General features: G+C 70.1%; 14 protein-coding genes. 3 read left to right on the forward strand and 11 right to left on the reverse strand.

The genetic code is table 11. From position 1 onward, the window contains the following. The first annotated feature begins 10 nt into the window (after positions 1-10). The 3 genes from zwf to pgl all read left to right on the forward strand — a co-directional run bounded on the left by zwf (position 11) and on the right by pgl (position 3,358). Positions 11-1,549 (forward strand): glucose-6-phosphate dehydrogenase, encoded by a 1,539-nt coding sequence (gene zwf, locus MON03_RS08820; protein ID WP_022902305.1) that lies wholly within the window; start codon positions 11-13, stop codon positions 1,547-1,549. Then, the gene (locus MON03_RS08825) at positions 1,546-2,490 is read left to right on the forward strand and encodes a glucose-6-phosphate dehydrogenase assembly protein OpcA (protein WP_022902306.1); all 945 of its coding nucleotides are present in this window, start codon (positions 1,546-1,548) and stop codon (positions 2,488-2,490) included. The genes zwf and MON03_RS08825 overlap by 4 nt, the downstream gene beginning before the upstream one ends. 97 nt (positions 2,491-2,587) lie before the next feature. After that, positions 2,588-3,358, forward strand: a complete 771-nt coding sequence (pgl, locus tag MON03_RS08830) for a 6-phosphogluconolactonase (RefSeq protein WP_031272339.1) — start codon at positions 2,588-2,590, stop codon at positions 3,356-3,358. A 408-nt stretch (positions 3,359-3,766) separates the two neighbouring features. Here pgl and MON03_RS08835 read toward each other — a convergent pair whose 3' ends face one another. The 11 genes from MON03_RS08835 to uvrB form a co-directional block, all read right to left on the reverse strand. Beyond that, on the reverse strand, positions 3,767-4,129 hold the full coding sequence (locus MON03_RS08835; RefSeq protein ID WP_175329185.1) for an RNA polymerase-binding protein RbpA: 363 nt from the start codon (positions 4,127-4,129) through the stop codon (positions 3,767-3,769). 3 nt (positions 4,130-4,132) lie between these two features. After that, entirely contained in the window at positions 4,133-4,384 is a 252-nt protein-coding gene (secG, locus tag MON03_RS08840) for a preprotein translocase subunit SecG (protein ID WP_022902309.1), read from the reverse strand. A 119-nt stretch (positions 4,385-4,503) separates the two neighbouring features. Then, on the reverse strand, positions 4,504-5,283 hold the full coding sequence (tpiA, locus tag MON03_RS08845; RefSeq protein WP_242088105.1) for a triose-phosphate isomerase: 780 nt from the start codon (positions 5,281-5,283) through the stop codon (positions 4,504-4,506). Further along, entirely contained in the window at positions 5,280-6,497 is a 1,218-nt protein-coding gene (locus tag MON03_RS08850; RefSeq protein ID WP_175329183.1) for a phosphoglycerate kinase, read from the reverse strand. Before MON03_RS08850 ends, tpiA begins: the two co-directional genes overlap by 4 nt. Positions 6,498-6,500: 3 nt before the next feature. Further along, positions 6,501-7,505, reverse strand: coding sequence for a type I glyceraldehyde-3-phosphate dehydrogenase (gene gap / locus MON03_RS08855; RefSeq protein ID WP_175329182.1), 1,005 nt, complete (start codon positions 7,503-7,505; stop codon positions 6,501-6,503). Between the two features lie 307 nt (positions 7,506-7,812). Beyond that, the gene (whiA, locus tag MON03_RS08860) at positions 7,813-8,793 is read right to left on the reverse strand and encodes a DNA-binding protein WhiA (RefSeq protein WP_242088107.1); all 981 of its coding nucleotides are present in this window, start codon (positions 8,791-8,793) and stop codon (positions 7,813-7,815) included. A 76-nt stretch (positions 8,794-8,869) separates the two neighbouring features. Further along, entirely contained in the window at positions 8,870-9,766 is an 897-nt protein-coding gene (rapZ, locus tag MON03_RS08865) for an RNase adapter RapZ (protein WP_242088108.1), read from the reverse strand. A gap of 129 nt (positions 9,767-9,895) precedes the next feature. Further along, complete coding sequence (uvrC, locus tag MON03_RS08870) at positions 9,896-11,929, reverse strand: excinuclease ABC subunit UvrC (protein WP_242088109.1); 2,034 nt, start codon at positions 11,927-11,929, stop codon at positions 9,896-9,898. Next, positions 11,930-14,971 carry an excinuclease ABC subunit UvrA gene (gene uvrA, locus MON03_RS08875; protein WP_175329180.1) on the reverse strand — a complete coding sequence of 1,014 codons (3,042 nt, stop codon included), beginning with the start codon at positions 14,969-14,971 and terminating at the stop codon, positions 11,930-11,932. It lies immediately after the preceding gene. A 48-nt stretch (positions 14,972-15,019) separates the two neighbouring features. Further along, on the reverse strand, positions 15,020-15,943 hold the full coding sequence (locus tag MON03_RS08880; RefSeq protein ID WP_242088110.1) for an SDR family NAD(P)-dependent oxidoreductase: 924 nt from the start codon (positions 15,941-15,943) through the stop codon (positions 15,020-15,022). Then, on the reverse strand, positions 15,933-18,005 hold the full coding sequence (uvrB, locus tag MON03_RS08885; RefSeq protein WP_277927286.1) for an excinuclease ABC subunit UvrB: 2,073 nt from the start codon (positions 18,003-18,005) through the stop codon (positions 15,933-15,935). Before uvrB ends, MON03_RS08880 begins: the two co-directional genes overlap by 11 nt. Between the last annotated feature and the right edge of the window lie 149 nt (positions 18,006-18,154).

The raw sequence follows: 18,154 nt of genomic DNA on the forward strand, positions 1-18,154 counted from the left end.
TCACCGACTCATGTCACCGGTGGCGATCACCCCGGAGCACAACCCGCTCCGGTTGCCGACCGACCGACGTCTGAACCGGATCGCGGGCCCCAGCACCCTCATCATCTTCGGCGTGACGGGTGACCTGTCGCGCAAGAAGCTGATGCCCGCGGTCTACGACCTCGCGAACCGGGGGCTGCTGCCACCCGGCTTCGCGCTCGTCGGGTTCGCCCGGCGCGACTGGGAGGACCAGGACTTCTCCCAGCTCGTGCACGACGCGGTCCGGGACCACTCCCGCACCCCCTTCGACGAGGCCGTCTGGAAGCAGCTCGAACAGGGCATCCGCTTCGTGCAGGGCTCGTTCGACGACCCCGAGGCGTTCCTCGAGCTCAAGCGCACCGTCGACGAGCTCGACGCCGAACGCGGCACGCTCGGCAACCACGCCTTCTACCTGTCGATCCCGCCGAAGATGTTCCCGGTCGTGACCGAGCAGCTCAAGGTCTCCGGGCTCACCGAGAAGTGCGACGGCTCCTGGAGCCGCGTCGTGGTCGAGAAGCCGTTCGGCTCGGACCTCCGCACCGCACGCGAGCTGAACGCGATCGTCGAGAGCGTCTTCGCTCCCGACGACGTCTTCCGCATCGACCACTACCTCGGCAAGGAGACCGTCCAGAACCTCCTGACGCTCCGGTTCGCGAACCAGATGTACGAACCCATCTGGAACTCGAACTACGTCGACCACGTGCAGATCACGATGGCGGAGGACATCGGCGTCGCCGGACGTGCCGCGTACTACGACGGCATCGGGGCGGCGCGTGACGTCATCCAGAACCACCTGCTGCAGCTCCTGGCGCTCACCGCGATGGAGGAGCCGGTCTCGTTCAAGGCCGCGGACCTCCGTGCTGAGAAGGAGAAGGTGCTCTCCGCGGTCCGGCTCCCGGCCGACCTGGCGACGGCCACCGCCCGCGGGCAGTACGCCGGCGGGTGGCAGGGCGGCGAGAAGGTGCTCGGGTTCCTCGAGGAAGCGGGCATGAACCCCGAGTCCACGACCGAGACCTACGCCGCGATCAAGCTCGACATCGCGACCCGCCGCTGGCAGGGCGTCCCGTTCTACCTGCGTGCGGGCAAGCGCCTCGGCCGCCGCGTCACCGAGATCGCGATCGTGTTCAAGCGCGTCCCGGAGGACGTCTTCGGCATCCCCCAGTCGCCGCTCGGCCAGAACGCGCTCGTGATCCGCGTCCAGCCGGACGAGGGCGTCACGCTCCGCTTCGGTTCGAAGGTGCCCGGCGTCGGTACGCAGGTGCGCGACGTGACGATGGACTTCGGCTACGGGCACGCGTTCACCGAGGCCTCGCCCGAGGCGTACGAGCGACTCATCCTCGACGTGCTCCTCGGCGACCCGCCCCTGTTCCCCCGGCACCAGGAGGTGGAGCTGTCCTGGAAGATCCTCGACCCGATCGAGGAGTTCTGGCGTGAGCAGGGTCAGCCCGAGCAGTACCGTCCCGGCACGTGGGGCCCGGCGTCCGCCGATGCCCTGCTCGCCCGCGACGGCCGGACCTGGAGGCGTCCATGAAGATCGACATGCCGAACACCACGGTCTCGAAGATCCAGAAGAAGCTCGTCCACATCCGCGAGGAGGGCGGTGCGGTCGCACTCGGCCGCGTCCTCACGCTGATCATCTCGACGGCCCTCGGCCACGAGGAAGAGGCGATCAACGCGGCGAACGAGGCGTCCCGCGAGCACCCGATGCGCGTCATCATCGTCTCGAAGAACGAGGGCGACACGAAGTCCCCGGGCCGTCTCGACGCGCAGATCCGCGTCGGCAGCGACGCGGGTGCGAGCGAGGTCATCGTCCTCCGCGCCTACGGCGAGACCGCCACCGACGAGGAGAGCCTCGTCACGGGTCTCCTGCTGCCGGACGCTCCGGTCGTGGCGTGGTGGCCGGATGCCGCTCCGGCGCAGCCGTCCGAGTCCGCTCTGGGCCGGATCGCCCAGCGCCGGATCACGGACGCCGCCGCGCAGAAGGACCCGAACGAGGCCATCGCGGCGCTCGGCGCGTCCTACGTCCCGGGTGACACCGACTTCGCCTGGACGCGTCTGACGCTCTGGCGCAACCAGCTCGCCGCGGCGCTCGACCAGCCGCCGTACGAGCCGGTCACCGCGGTGGAGGTCTCCGGGGCGTTCGACAGCCCGTCGACGATCCTCCTGGCAGCCTGGCTGCAGCTGCAGCTCGAGGTCCCCGTGGCCGTCGTCACGTCGCCGCGTGCGACCGGCTCGAGCGGGATCCACGGCGTCAAGCTCGTCCGCGAGTCCGGCGCCATCGAGCTCGAGCGCTCCCTGGTGGACGTCGCGACGCTCTCGATGCCCGGGCAGCCCACGCACGATCTGTCGCTGCCGCGCCGGAACCTGCGCGACTGCCTGGCCGAGGAACTCCGTAGACTCGACCCGGACGTCCTCTTCGGAGACGTCGTCAAGCACGGGGTGCCCCAGCTGCGCGAGTCCATCGCCGGCTGAGCACACCACTCGACCGGTCCGTCCGCACCCGCGGGCGGACCGGTCGGACCGAAGGCGGTCCGCTCGCCGGCCTGCCGACCTCGAACACGGGAGTCACGTGACCAACGAACGACGGGTGCTCGTACACCCCGACAAGCAGGCCCTCGGCGCGTCGGTCGCCGCACGCTTCATCACCAAGATCATCGACGTGCTCGACGAGCAGGAGCGCGCGGACATCGCCATCAGCGGCGGTTCCGTGTCCACCCTCGTCCTCGCGGCGATCGGGCAGTCGCAGGCTCGTGAGAGCGTCGACTGGTCGAAGGTGCACGTGTGGTGGGTCGACGAGCGCTGGGTGCCCGCCGGCGACGCCGACCGCAACGACACCGGGACGCAGTCGGACTTCTTCGAGCACGTCGACATCCCGGCGGAGAACATCCACCCGATCGCGACGTCGGACTCCGGCCTGTCGATCGAGGACGCCGCGCTGCAGTACGAGCGCGAACTGCAGGACGCCGCTCCCGAGGGTGCCGCCGCGCCCCGGTTCGACATCACGCTGCTCGGCGTCGGCCCCGACGGGCACACCGCGTCGCTGTTCCCGGAGTTCCCGCAGCTCACCGTCACCGACCGTGCCGTGCTGCCGGTCGACGACTCCCCCAAGCCGCCGCCGCAGCGCCTGACGCTCACCTACCCGGTGATCAATGCGTCGCAGCGGGTCTGGGTGATCCTGTCCGGCGCCGAGAAGGCGTCCGTGCTCGGGCTCGCCCTCGCCGGCGCCGCCGTGGACGAGGTCCCCGTCGGCGGCGTCCAGGGTCGGAAGCGCACCGTCTTCTTCGTCGACCAGGACGCCGCGCGCGACGTCCCGGAGAACCTCATCGCGTCGACGTACTGACGCGGGACCCCGGACGGGAGGCGCGGTGCCGGCTGGCACCGCGCCTCCCGTCGTTCGCGGGGTGCGCCGGGCGCGGCGCGCCGGGCGCCGTGCGTGCCGGGCGGTCACGACTCCCCGCGACCCTTCGCCGACCGGTCGCGAACCGTCGGCCAGGCGGAGCGTGAGCGACCGTTCGTGACCAGGACAGGGCGTCCAGACGGGGTGTCGCGACCGCCCCGACACGCCGGCCCCGCCCCTCGTGTTGGTCGCAGGAACTGTCGCTCGCCGGCGCGTCTGACGGCATGTCGTGCGACCAACGCGCACGGCACGCGGCATGTCGTGCGACCAACGAACACGCGGCGGGCCGACGAGCAGACACAAAGGCCCCCGTACCGGGTCGGTACGGGGGCCTTCGGACGTGCGTGGTGCCTACTTCGAGGCGGTGCCGCGACGCTCGCGGAGCTGCTGGAGCGCGTCCTCGAGGAGCTGAGCTGCCTCTTCCTCGGTGCGGCGCTCCTTCACGTACGCGAGGTGCGTCTTGTACGGCTCGGTCTTCGCGACGACGGGTGGGTTCTCCTTGTCGCGGCCGGCCGGCAGACCGGTCGACGGCGAGTCCACCGTCTCGGGGATCTCGTCCTCGGGAAGGCCGGCGGCGAAGTACCGCACGACCTCGTTGCCCAGGGCGTCCCAGTACGAGATCGCCACGCGCTCGGCCTGGACCCCCCGGTCCTGCTCGCCCATCGGGCCCGCGCCCACGCGCGACCCGCGGATGGCGCTGCCTCCTGATGCCATGTGTCAGCTCCCCGTCGTGAACTTGTTGATGAGACCGAGCACGATGATCGAGATGATCCAGACCAGACCGAGGATCACCGTGATGCGGTTGAGGTTGCGCTCGGCGACGCCGGACGCCCCGAGGTTGCTCGTCACGCCGCCGCCGAACATGTCGGAGAGGCCGCCACCGCGGCCCTTGTGCAGCAGGATGAGGAGCGTGAGCAGGAGGCTCGTGATCGCGAGCAGGACCTGCAGCACGACGGAGAGAATCGCCACGACGTACCTTTCGTGTCAGTCAGCCATGCGAGTATACCGGCCCGGTGGACCGGACCGAGCCCGCAGGCCGGGCGTGGCTCAGGCCGGCCGTGCGGACACGACCGGCCTGAGTGCGGTTGTCAGAGTCCGACGTGCTGCCGGAAGCGCGCGATCGCCGCGAACTCCTGGACGTCGAGCGACGCCCCGCCGACCAGTGCTCCGTCGACGTCGGGCTCGCGGAGGAACCCGGCGATGTTGCCGGACTTCACCGATCCGCCGTAGAGGACACGGGTCGCCGCAGCGGCCTCGTCCCCCCAGGCGGCGGCGATGCCGCGACGGATCGCCGCGCACTCCTCCTGCGCCTGCTCAGCCGTGGCCGCCTGGCCGGAGCCGATCGCCCAGACCGGCTCGTAGGCCACGACGATCTCGGCGGGCTGCACGGCGTCGAGGACGACCTGCAGCTGCTCGACCGCGACGACACCTGCGCCGCGCTCCTCACGCTGCTCGCCGGTCTCACCGACGCAGACGACCGGCACGAGCCCGTGCTTGATCGCCGCTGCGGTCTTCGCCGCCACGACCTCGTCGGTCTCGCTGTGCATCGTGCGACGCTCGGAGTGGCCGACGATGACGTACTGCGCGTCCAGCGCGGCGAGGAAGGCACCCGAGACGTCACCGGTGTAGGCACCGGAGTCGTACTGCGAGAGGTCCTGTGCGCCGAAGCGGATCGGCAGCTTGTCCGCCGAGATGAGCGTCTGCACGCTGCGGAGGTCGGTGAAGGGCGGGAACACCGCCACCTCGACGTCGTCGAAGTCGTGGCGGGCGTCCTTCAACGTCCATGCGAGCTTCTGCACGGTGGCGATGGCCTGGAGGTGATCCAGGTTCATCTTCCAGTTACCGGCGATGAGCGGAGTTCGGCTCATCGGGACCACCCCAGTGCTTCGAGACCGGGCAGCGCCTTGCCCTCGAGGAACTCGAGGCTCGCACCGCCGCCGGTCGAGATGTGCCCGAACTGGTCGTCCGAGAACCCGAGCGACCGCACGGCCGCGGCGGAGTCACCGCCACCGACGACCCCGAGGCCGTCGACCTCGGTGAGCGCCTGCGCGACGGTCTTCGTGCCGGCGGCGAAGGCCGGGAACTCGAACACGCCCATCGGGCCGTTCCAGAACACCGTCTTCGAGCCGGACACCGCCGACGCGAAGCGCGCGGCCGTCTCCGGACCGATGTCGAGCCCGATGCCGTCGGCACCGAACGAGGACGACTCGATCGCGTCTGCGGCGACCGTCTCGTGCGCTGCGTCCGCCGCGAACCCGGAGGCCACGACGACGTCGGTCGGCAGGTCGATCGTGACCCCGAGCTCCTGTGCCCGCGAGAGGTACTCGCGGACGGTGTCGAGCTGGTCCGCCTCGAGGAGCGACTTCGCCACCCCGTGGCCCTGGGCCGCGAGGAACGTGAAGAGCATGCCGCCACCGATGCAGAGCGTGTCGACCTGCGGCAGGAGGTGGTCGATGACGCCGAGCTTGTCGCTCACCTTCGAGCCGCCGAGGACGACCGTGTACGGCCGCTCCGGGGTCGACGTGAGGCGCTCGAGGACCGTCAGCTCGGTCTCGATGAGCGAGCCGGCGGCCGACGGCAGCGCCGACGCGAGCTCGTACACCGAGGCCTGCTTGCGGTGCACGACACCGAAGCCGTCCGACACGAACGCGTCGCCGAGGGCGGCGATGCGCTCGGCGAACGCCTGGCGCTCGGACGCGACCTTCGAGGTCTCCTCCGGGTTGAAGCGGAGGTTCTCGAGCAGCAGGACGTCACCGTCGCCGAGATCCGCGACGGCCGCGGTCGCCTCGTCGCCGACGGTCTCGCCGACGAAGGTGACCTCCTTGCCGAGGAGCTCGGAGAGACGCTGCGCCACGGGGGCGAGCGAGTACTCGGGCGCCGGCGACCCGTCGGGCCGACCGAGGTGCGAGATCACGATGACGCGGGCGCCGGCGTTGACGAGCGTGTTCAGCGTGTCGAGCGACGCACGCACGCGGCCGTCGTCGGTGATCCTGCCGTCCTTGAGCGGGACGTTCAGGTCACACCGGACGACGACGCGCTTGCCGGCGAGGTCGCCGAGGTCGCCGAGGGTTCGGAGCGCCATGGGTTAGAGGCGCTCGCCCACGTACTCGGTGAGGTCGACGAGGCGGTTCGAGTAGCCCCACTCGTTGTCGTACCACGAGGTGATCTTCACGAGACCGCCGATGACCTTGGTCAGGCCGGAGTCGTAGATCGAGGAGTGCGGGTCCGTCGTGATGTCGGTCGACACCAGCGGGTCCTCGCTGTAGAGCAGGATGCCCTTGAGCGGGCCCTCCGCGGCCTCCTTGTAGGCGGCGTTGATCTCGTCGACCGTGACCTCGGACTTGGTCTCGAGGGTGAGGTCGGTGATCGAGCCGGTGGGGACCGGGACGCGCAGCGCGAAGCCGTCGAGCTTGCCGGCGAGCTCCGGGAGGACCAGGCCGATCGCCTTCGCCGCACCGGTCGAGGTCGGGACGATGTTCAGGGCCGCGGCACGGGCGCGACGCGGGTCCTTGTGCGGGCCGTCCTGGAGGTTCTGGTCGGCGGTGTAGGCGTGCACCGTCGTCATGAGGCCGCGCTCGATGCCGAACTTGTCGTGGAACACCTTGGCGAGCGGCGCGAGGCTGTTCGTGGTGCAGGACGCGTTCGAGATGATGTTGTGGTTCGCCGGGTCGTACGAGTCCTCGTTCACGCCGAGCACGATCGTGACGTCGTCACCGGTCGCCGGGGCCGAGATGATGACCTTCTTGGCGCCCGCGTCGATGTGCTTCTGCGCGTCGGCGGCCTTGGTGAAGAAGCCGGTCGACTCGATGACGATGTCGACGCCCAGCTCGCCCCACGGGAGGTTGGCGGGGTCGCGCTCCGCGAGGACCTTGATCGCCTTGCCGTCGACGACGATGTTGTCGCCGTCGAGCTCGACCGTCGCCGGGAGCTTGCCGGTGATGGAGTCGAACTTCAGCAGGTTCGCGAGCGACGCGTTGTCGGTGAGGTCGTTCACCGCCACGATCTCGAGGTCGCTGCCCTTGGCCAGTGCGGCCCGGAAGAAGTTACGGCCGATGCGGCCGAAGCCGTTGATACCGATCTTGACGGTCAATGGATCTCCTGGTGGGTGTGGAGCGCCCGAGGGGGCGCTGCTTTCGGAGTCGGGGGCCCTTCGGGCCCACGTGTGGTGGACGATACGCCCCGTAACGTCGCCGTAACGACCCTAGCAGTCGGACACTGCGCGACCGTGCCGGATGACGGTCCGTCCGGACGGTCGCGACGAGAGCGCCCACCAACGGACGGGAGGCTCCCCACCGGCACGGCCGAACCGCCGCTGGCGCGTCGCTCCGGAACCGGCGGCGTGGGCCCAGGTGCCAGCTGGCTCCGCGCCTCCCGTCCGATGGGTCGTCAGACCCCGATCAGGCCCCTTCGAGCTCCTCCGGGACGCTCGCCTCGGTCCCCGGGACGCCGAGGTCCGACGCCTTCTTGTCGGCCATCGCGAGGAGCCGGCGGATCCGCCCGGCGATCGCGTCCTTCGTCATCGGCGGCTCAGCGTGCTGCCCGAGCTCGTCGAGCGACGCGTCACGGTGCTCGAGGCGCAGCGAGCCGGCGTACTTGAGGTGGTCCGGGACCTCGTCGCCGAGGATCTCGAGCGCGCGCTCGACCCGGGCGCACGCGGCCACGGCGGCCTGCGCGGAACGGCGGAGGTTCGCGTCGTCGAAGTTGACCAGGCGGTTGGCGGTGGCGCGGACCTCGCGCCGCTGGCGCATCTCCTCCCACTCGGCCGTCGTCCGTGCTGCACCCATGACGGTGAGCATCTGGCCAATCGCCTCGCCGTCGCGGATGACGACGCGGTGGACACCCCGGACCTCGCGGCCCTTCGCGGCGATGCCGAGCCGGGAGGCCGCGCCGACGAGCGCCATCGCGGCCTCGTTGCCGGGGCAGGTCACCTCGAGCGCGGCGGCGCGACCCGGGTCGGTCAGCGTGCCGGACGCCAGGAACGCACCGCGCCAGATGGCGGCGAGGTCCTCGCGGTTGCCCGTGGTGAGGCGGTTCGGCAGCCCACGGACGGGCCGACGACGCGCATCCATCAGCCCGGTCTGGCGCGCGAGGGTCTCCCCCGCCTCGAGCACCCGGACCAGGTACCGCGTGCCGCGACGGGAGGACGCGGACGACCCGACGCTCGCCTCGGACCGGACGCCGTAGAGCTCGGCCAGGTCCTTGCGCACCCGGTGCACGATGATGCGGGTGTCGAGCTCGACCTCGACGGCGATCCTGCCCGAGATGACGTGCAGGCCGCCCGCGAACCGCAGGATGGTCGCGAGTTCGGCGGCGCGGACCGTGTTGCGGTTCACGACGACCCTGGCCAGTTCGTCCTTGACCTCGGCAGTCAACGGCACAGCATCATTCCTAACGTTTTCTCGGTGGGGCTCCGCGGCCCGGCGACGCTCGCGTGGGGAGCGGCCGGAGGGACGGTCACTCCCGGCCGAGATCTCGGTTCTTCACACGCACGGCGACGCTGGGCATCCCGCGGAGGAGACTCGCCAGCTCGGCGACGATGGCGACCGAACGGTGCTTGCCGCCGGTACAGCCGATGGCGATCGTAGCGTGTCTTTTGTTCTCGCGCTGGTACCCCTCGAAGACCGGCTCCAGCACATCGGCGTAGCGCTCGACGAACGGACGGGCTCCCGGCTGTGCCAGGACGTACTCCGAGACAGGGGCGTCGAGCCCCGTGTGGGCCCGGAGTTCCGGGACCCAGTAGGGGTTCGGGAGGAAGCGGACGTCGGCCACCATGTCGGCGTCCGCGGGCAGGCCGTACTTGAACCCGAAGCTCATCAGCGTGACCTGCACCCCGACGAAGTGGTCGTCCGCGAACTTCTCGGTGACGGTGTTCGCCAGCTGGTGGATGTTCAGGTCAGAGGTGTCGATGATCATGTCCGACGCCTCGCGGAGCCCGGACAGCCGGGCGCGCTCGCGGCCGATGCCGTCGAGGAGCGTGCCGTCGCCCTGCAGGGGGTGCGGACGCCGGACCTGCTCGAACCGACGGACCAGCACGGCGTCGGTGGCTTCGAGGAAGAGCACCCGCACCCGCGCGGAGGTCGTGGACCGGACCTGTTCGACCGCCTGCTCGGGGTCGGTGAAGAACCGGCCGCCGCGGACGTCCACGACGGTGGCGATCTTCGGGATCTTCTCGCCGGCGCGGTCGGCCAGTTCGCTCAGCGGCGCGAGCATCTGCGTCGGCAGGTTGTCGACCACGTACCAGCCGAGGTCTTCGAGGGCCTTCCCGACCGTGGACCGCCCCGCACCGGACATCCCCGTGACGATGAGGATGTCGTGTTGTTGGGGGGTGGTGGTAGCGGCGGTGTCAGTCATCTGGGAGGGAGCTCCGTCGTCGCGGCCCGGGCGGGTCGCCCGGGAGGGTGTCGGCTGGTGGTCGGCCACGTCAAGGCTATCGCCCGTGCCGTGCGGGGCGCGCGGATCGGCCGGGAGGCACGCATCGCCTCACGCGGGCAGTTCCGGCCCGTCGTCGGTCACGTCCGGCACGACGACCACGGAGCGCTCGTCGTCGCGGACCGGGGCCGCTCCGTCGGGTGCCGAGGCGCTGGCAGGTGCGGACGCGCTGCCGGGTGCGGAGGCACTCGTCGGGGCCTGTGCGAGCTTGGCGACCACGGCGGCCGCCGTCGCGGGTCCGATGCCGGGCACCACACCGATCTCCTCCGCGGTCGCGGCCCGGAGGCGCGCGACCGACCCGAAGTGCTTCAGCAGCGCGGCGACCCGCGACGGCCCCAGCCCCGGTATCTCGGAGAGCTGCGACCGGACGTCCCGCTTGCGACGGGTGCGCTGGTGCGTGATCGCGAACCGGTGTGCTTCGTCGCGGATGCGCTGGACGAGGAAGAGCGCCTCGGAGTTGCGCGGCAGGATCACCGGGAAGTCGTCGTCGGGCAGCCAGAGCTCCTCGAGGCGCTTCGCGATGCCGACGAGCGCGATGTCGTGCACCCCGGCCTCGTCCATCGCCCGCTTCGCCGCCTGCACCTGCGGTTGCCCGCCGTCGACGATCAGCAGCTGCGGCCGGTAGGCGAAGCGTTTCGTCGGCTTCGAGCCCTCCACGACGTCGTCGGTGGTGACGTCCGGGACGTCGGGCACCGCTGCGTCCTCGTCGAGGCGTGCCAGCCGCCGCGAGAGCACCTGGTACATGCTGTCGGTGTCGTCCGTCGTCTCGGCGATCGTGTACCGCCGGTACTGGTCCTTCCGGGGCAGCCCGTCCTCGAACACGACCATCGAGGCGACGACGTTCGTGCCCTGCAGGTGCGAGATGTCGTAGCACTCCATGCGCAGGGGCGCTTCCGTCATGCCGAGCGCGTCCTGGATGTCGGCCAGGGCCGCGGACCGCGTCGTGTAGTCCGCGGAGCGCTTGGTCTTGTAGAGCATGAGCGCCTGCGCCGCGTTCTGCTTCGCCGTCCGCGCCAGCCCGGCCCGGTCACCGCGCTGGGCGGTGCTGAGTTTGGTGCCACGGCCGCCCCGTCGCTGGCTGAGCCACTCCTGCAGGGCCTCGGCGTCCTCCGGCAGCTCGGGCACGACGACCTCACGCGGCGGCTCGTCACCCGCGGCGTAGTTGCCCTGCACGATCTGCTCGACGAGGTCGCCCGTGGCGATGTCGAGCTCCTTGTCGACGACCCAGCCGCGCACACCGCGGATGCGGCCGCCACGGACGGAGAACAGCTGCACCGCCGCGGCGAGCTCGTCCTCGGCGATCCCGAACAGGTCGAGGTCGACGCTGTCACGCAGCACGACCGCGCTCTTCTCGAGCACCGCCTCGAGCGCCTCGACCTGGTCGCGGTACTTCGCCGCCTGCTCGTACTGCATCGCGTCGGCCGAGGCGCCCATCCGCTGCCGGAGGTGCGTGATGACCCGACGGTCGTAGCTCGACATGAAGCGCACGAACTCCTCGACGAGCGCGCGGTGCTCCTCGATCGTGACCTTCTGCGAGCAGGGCCCGCCGCACTTGCCGATCTGCCCCGGGAAGCACGGCTTCCCGGTCTGCATCGCGCGCTTGTACGAGGAGTCCGAGCACGTGCGGATCGGGAACACCTTGATCATCAGGTCGATCGTGTCGTGGACGGCCCAGATCTTCGGGTACGGACCGAAGTACTTCGCACCCTTGATCCGCCGGTTCCGCGTCACCATCACCCGCGGGGCTTCGTCACCCAGGGTGATCGCCATGTACGGGTAGGACTTGTCGTCACGGAACTTGACGTTGAACGGCGGGTCGAACTCCTTGATCCACGTGTACTCGAGCTGCAGCGCCTCGATCTCGGAGCCGACGGTCGTCCACTCGACGCTCCGCGCCGTGAGGACCATCCGCCGGGTGCGCTCGTGGAGCGTCGGCAGCGGCGCGAAGTAGTTGCTCAGGCGTGCGCGGAGGTTCTTGGCCTTGCCGACGTACAGCACCCGGCCGTTCTCGTCGCGCCACCGGTAGACGCCCGGGTCGGTCGGGATCTCCCCCGCCTTCGGCCGCCACGGAACGGTGTCCGCCACCTACCGAGCACCCGCCTTCTGCTTCGTGCCCGACTTCGCCCCGGCCCGCGCCGACGCACTCGCCGTGCGGGCGCCCACGGCCTGCTCCTTGCCCACGCGGGCGTCCTGCGCGTCGAAGATCTCGCGCAGGAAGACACCGGTGTGGCTCTCCGGCACGTCGGCCACGTGCTCGGGCGTCCCGGTGGCGAGGACGGTCCCGCCACCCGCGCCGCCTTCGGGACCCATGTCGATGAGCCAGTCCGCCGACTTGATGACGTCGAGGTTGTGCTCGATCGTGATGACCGTGTTGCCCTTGTCGACCAGGCTCTGCAGGACGAGCAGGAGCTTCCGGACGTCCTCGAAGTGCAGCCCCGTCGTCGGCTCGTCGAGCACGTAGACGGTGCGCCCGGTGGACCGACGCTGCAACTCCGTCGCGAGCTTGACGCGCTGCGCTTCGCCGCCGGACAGGGTCGTCGCGCTCTGGCCGAGCCGGACGTACCCGAGGCCGACGTCGACCAGGGTCTTCATGTAGCGGTGGATCGCGGAGATCGGCTCGAAGAACTCCGCCGCCTCGCTGATGGGCATGTCGAGGACCTCGGAGATGTCCTTGCCCTTGTAGTGGACCTGGAGGGTCTCGCGGTTGTACCGGGCACCGCCGCAGACCTCGCACGCCACGTACACGTCAGGCAGGAAGTTCATCTCGATCTTGATCGTGCCGTCGCCCGAGCAGTTCTCGCAGCGACCGCCCTTGACGTTGAAGCTGAAGCGGCCGGGCTGGTACCCGCGGGCCTTGGCCTCGGGCGTCTCGGCGAACAGCTGCCGGATCCGGTCGAACACGCCTGTGTAGGTCGCGGGGTTCGAGCGCGGTGTCCGGCCGATCGGTGCCTGGTCGACGTGCACGACCTTGTCGAGCTGGTCGAGGCCCTTGACGCGCGTGTGCTTGCCGGCGATGTGCCGGGCGCCGTTGAGCTGGTTCGCCATGACCTTGTAGAGGATGTCGTTGACCAGCGTCGACTTGCCGGAGCCGCTCACACCGGTCACCGCCGTGAACACCCCGAGCGGGAAGTCCACGTCGATCTCCTGCAGGTTGTTCGCCCGGGCGCCCTGCACGCTGACGACGCGCTTCGGGTTGACCTTCCGGCGCTCGGCCGGGACCTCGATCGCACGCCGGCCGGCGAGGTAGTCCCCGGTGACGGACTCGCGGTTCGCGATGATGCCCTCGTACGAGCCCGAGTGCACGACCTTGCCGCCGTTGACGCCGGCGCCCGGGCCGATGTCGACGACCCAGTCCGCGGTGCGGATGGTGTCCTCGTCGTGCTCGACGACGATGAGCGTGTTGCCGAGGTTCTTCAGCTTGACGAGGGTGTCGATCAACCGACGGTTGTCGCGCTGGTGCAGCCCGATGCTCGGCTCGTCGAGGACGTAGAGCACGCCGGTCAGACCCGACCCGATCTGCGTCGCGAGCCGGATGCGCTGGGCTTCACCGCCCGACAGGCCGCCGGCGCCGCGCGCCAGCGTGAGGTAGTTCAACCCGACCTCGAGCAGGAACTCGAGCCGTGCGCGGATCTCACGGAGGACAGCGGCGGCGATGTGCGCTTCGCGGGTGGTGAGCGTGAGGTGCTCCATGAACGCGTACGCGTCGTCGAGGGACATGTCGGTGACGTCGGCGATGCTGCGCCCGTCGACCGTCACGGCGAGCACCTCGGGCTTGAGGCGCGTCCCGTCGCACACCGGGCAGGGGACCTCGCGCAGGTAGCCCTGGAAGCGCTGGCGCTGCGAGTCCGACTCGGCTTCGGCGAACTTGCGCTCGATGTAGGGCATGACGCCCTCGAACCCGCTCGTGTAGCGCATCTCACGCCCGAAGCGGTTGCGCCAGGAGACCGACACCTGGAAGTCCTTGCCGGTGAGGATCGCCGCCTGGACCTTCGGGTCGAGCTGGTTCCACGGGGTGTCGAGCGAGAACCCGAGGTCCTTCCCGAGGCCCGCGAGGAGCTTCTCGAAGTAGGAGTACAGGCCGCTCGTGCCCGTCCACGGGAGCAGGACGCCGTCCCGGAGCGATGCTTCCGGATCGCCGAGGACGAGGTCGGGGTCGACGGACATGCGCGTGCCGAGGCCGGAGCACTCCGGGCAGGCGCCGAACGGCGCGTTGAACGAGAACGTCCGCGGCTCGATCTCGGTGAGCGCGAGCGGGTGGTTGTTCGGGCACGAGAGGTTCTCGGAGTAGGTCCGGACGGCACCGGGGCCCTCGTGGTCGACGAGGTCGATCGCGACCGTCCCGCTGGTCAGGCGCAGGGCCGTCTCGAGCGAGTCGGTCAGCCGCCCGAGGATGTCGTCGCTCGCGACGAGGCGGTCGACGATGACCGAGATGTCGTGCTTGACCTGCTTCTTGAGCTTCGGCGGGTCGCTGAGCTGGACGCGCTCACCGTCGACGATCGCACGGGCGTAGCCGGACGCGGCGAGCTCCTGGAAGAGGTCGACGAACTCACCCTTCTTCTTCGAGACCACCGGCGCGAGCACCTGGAAGCGCGTCCCCGACTCGAAGCCCATGAGCTGGTCGGCGATCTGCTGCACGCTCTGCTTGCTGATGACCTCGCCGCACACGGGGCAGTGCGGGACACCGATGCGCGCCCAGAGCAGGCGCATGTAGTCGTAGACCTCGGTGATGGTGCCGACCGTCGACCGGGGGTTGCGGTTCGTCGACTTCTGGTCGATCGAGACCGCGGGTGAGAGCCCCTCGATGAAGTCCACGTCCGGGCGGTCGACCTGGCCGAGGAACTGCCGCGCGTACGCCGACAGGGACTCGACGTAGCGCCGCTGCCCCTCGGCGAAGATCGTGTCGAACGCGAGTGACGACTTGCCGGAGCCGGAGAGCCCGGTGAAGACGACGAGCGAGTCGCGGGGGATCTCGAGGTCGACGTCGCGGAGGTTGTGCACGCGCGCACCACGGACACTGAGCGTCGAGGTGCTGTGCGGCGCAGTACCGCCCGGGAGGTGGAGGTCAGCGGGCTCGCCGAAGGCGTTCCGGCCCGGGGACGCGGTACCGCGGTCAGAGGTGATGGTCATCGCCGTCGATTCTACGAACCCGGTCTGACATTCGTCGGGTCGGGCGGGTCACCCGAGTGCGTCGAGAGCGAACGCGACCCCGGACGCCCGCTCGCTCGCGGCCCACAGCCGGGCCGCTTCGAGGCGGTCGTGGGCCTTCGACTCCGCGACGACCGGGGTCGCCGGTCCGCGGAGCTGCAGGCGGCCCGCCGGTCCCCAGTACTCCCCGGACCGGACGTCGTCCCCGACCGCGGCGTGCACGATCGGGTCGGCTCCGGCGTCCTTGCCCTGTGCGTACAGCCGCTGCGCCGGCCGCGTCCAGGCGGGCTCGGGGCGGGCCGACGCGACGAGGGGACGGTCCGGAGCCAGCACGTCGAGGGAGAACCCGGGGTGCGCCACGACGCTCGACACGGGCGAACCGGCGTCGGCGAGCCGCTCGGCGAGCTCGAAGCCGAAGAGCATCACGGCGAGCTTGCTCCGGCCGTACTGCCGGTAGCTGGAGTAGTGCCCCGCGCCGAGCGGATCGGCACGGTCGAGTCGTGCCCAACGGTGGGCGATCGAACCGAGGTGGACGATCCGGCCTGCGCGGTGCGCGAGCAGCGGGAGCACTCGCCCGGCCAGTGCGAAGTGCCCCAGGTGGTTCGTGCCGATCTGCAGCTCGTGACCCTGCGCCGTCGTGCGCTGCTGTCGGGAGCCCACCACGCCGGCGTTCGCCACGAGGGCGTCGAGGCCGTCGGGGTACCGCTCGCCGAGGGTGTCCGCTGCGGCTGCCACCGAGTCGAGGTCCGCGAGGTCGAGCCGGACGTGGTCGAGCTCCGCGTCGGGCACAGCGGCCCGGATGCTGCGCAGTGCGGCGTCCGTCCGCTCAGGGTTCCGCGCCGCGAGGACGACCCGGTGTCCGGCCGCCGCGAGCTGCTCCGACGCCCAGTACCCGAGTCCGGCGGTCGCACCTGTGACGACGAGGGTGCGGTGTCCGCCGGGCTCAGCGGACATGGCCGGCGGACTCCATCTGCCGGAGTGCCTTCTTGAGGTCCTGCACCTCGTCGCGGAGCCGCGCCGCGAGCTCGAACTTCAGCTCGGCCGCGGCCTGGAGCATCTGCTCGTTCAGGTCCGCGATGGTCGCCTCGAGCTGGGTCGCTCCCTCGCCTGCGATGCCGCCGCGCTTGAGGTTCGGGGTCGGGGAGCGTCGGCCGTCCGCTGCCGGGCGACCTTCGAGCAGCGCCTTGGTGTCGTCGTTCTCCCGTTGCAGCACCTCGGTGATGTCGGCGATCTTCTTGCGGAGCGGCTGCGGGTCGATGCCGTGCTCGAGGTTGTACGCGACCTGCTTCTCGCGGCGACGGTCGGTCTCGTCGATGGCGTTGCGCATCGAGTCGGTGATCTTGTCCGCGTACATGAGCACCTGGCCCGAGACGTTGCGCGCCGCGCGTCCGATCGTCTGGATGAGCGAGGTCGAGGAACGGAGGAACCCTTCCTTGTCGGCGTCGAGGATCGCGACGAGCGAGACCTCCGGCAGGTCGAGACCTTCCCGGAGCAGGTTGATGCCGACGAGGACGTCGTACACGCCCTGACGCAGTTCGGTGAGCAGCTCGACGCGCTTCAGGGTGTCGACGTCGGAGTGCAGGTACCGGACGCGCACCCCCGCGTTGCCGAGGAAGTCCGTGAGCTCCTCGGCCATGCGCTTCGTCAGGGTGGTGACGAGGACACGCTCGTCCTTGTCCACGCGCTGCGTGATCTCCTCGAGCAGGTCGTCGATCTGGCCGTCGCTCGGCTTGACGACGATCTCCGGGTCGACGAGGCCGGTCGGGCGGATGATCTGCTCGACGACGCTGTCCGTGACCCCGAGCTCGTAGCGGCCCGGCGTGGCCGACAGGTAGACCTTCTGTCCGGCGCGCTCGAGGAACTCCTCCCATGTCAGCGGTCGGTTGTCGAGTGCGCTCGGCAGGCGGAACCCGTGCTCCACCAGGGTGCGCTTGCGGGACGCGTCGCCTTCGTACATCGCGCCGATCTGCGGCACCGTGACGTGCGACTCGTCGATCACGATGAGGAAGTCGTCCGGGAAGTAGTCGAGCAGGCAGTGCGGGGCTTCGCCCGCGACGCGGCCGTCCATGTGCCGCGAGTAGTTCTCGATGCCCGAGCAGAATCCGATCTGCTCCATCATCTCGATGTCGAACGTGGTGCGCATCCGGAGCCGCTGGGCTTCGAGCAGCTTGCCCTGCCCCTCGAGCTCGGCCAGCCGCTCCGCGAGCTCGACCTTGATGTCGGCGATGGCACGGTGCATGACGTCGGTGTCCGCGACGTAGTGCGACGCCGGGAAGATCGACACGGCCGGCAGGTCCTCGATCACGGACCCGGTGAGCGGGTGCAGCGACGACAGTGCCTCGATCTCGTCACCGAACATCTCGATGCGGATCGCGTGCTCCTCGTACATCGGGATGATCTCGATCGTGTCGCCCCGGACCCGGAACGTGCCGCGGGCGAAGTCGACGTCGTTGCGCTGGTACTGCATCGAGACGAACTTGCGGACGAGCTGGTCGCGCGAGATCGTCTGCCCGACGTGCAGGGCCACGGACGCGTTCATGTACTGCTCCGGCGTACCGAGGCCGTAGATGCAGGACACCGTCGACACGACCACGACGTCGCGCCGGCTGAGCAGCGAGTTCGTCGTCGAGTGGCGGAGGCGCTCGACCTCGGCGTTGACGGACGAGTCCTTCTCGATGAAGGTGTCCGTCTGCGGCACGTAGGCCTCGGGCTGGTAGTAGTCGTAGTACGAGACGAAGTACTCGACGGCGTTGTTCGGCAGGAGCCCGCGGAACTCGTTCGCGAGCTGTGCCGCGAGGGTCTTGTTGTGCGCGAGCACGAGCGTCGGCCGCTGCACCTGCTCGATCAACCACGCGGTCGTCGCCGACTTGCCGGTACCGGTGGCACCGAGGAGCACGACGTCGGTCTCACCGGCGTTGATCCGTCCGGCGAGCTCGGCGATCGCCGCCGGCTGGTCCCCGCTCGGCGAGTACTCGCTGATCACCTCGAACGGGCGGACCGCACGCGTGGGCTCGATGTCGACTGCCATGCCGTCAACGGTAGCCGTGACCACTGACAACACCCGGGTCCGATCGCCCACAGCGCACGGCCGCGTCCCAGGGTCCCGACGCTCCCACCGGTCATCCCCGGCGTACTGTCCGCTGCAGGCAGGCTCAAAGACCGCTG

The organism is Curtobacterium sp. DN_7.5 (genome assembly GCF_022655355.1).
GTDB lineage: Bacteria > Actinomycetota > Actinomycetes > Actinomycetales > Microbacteriaceae > Curtobacterium > Curtobacterium luteum.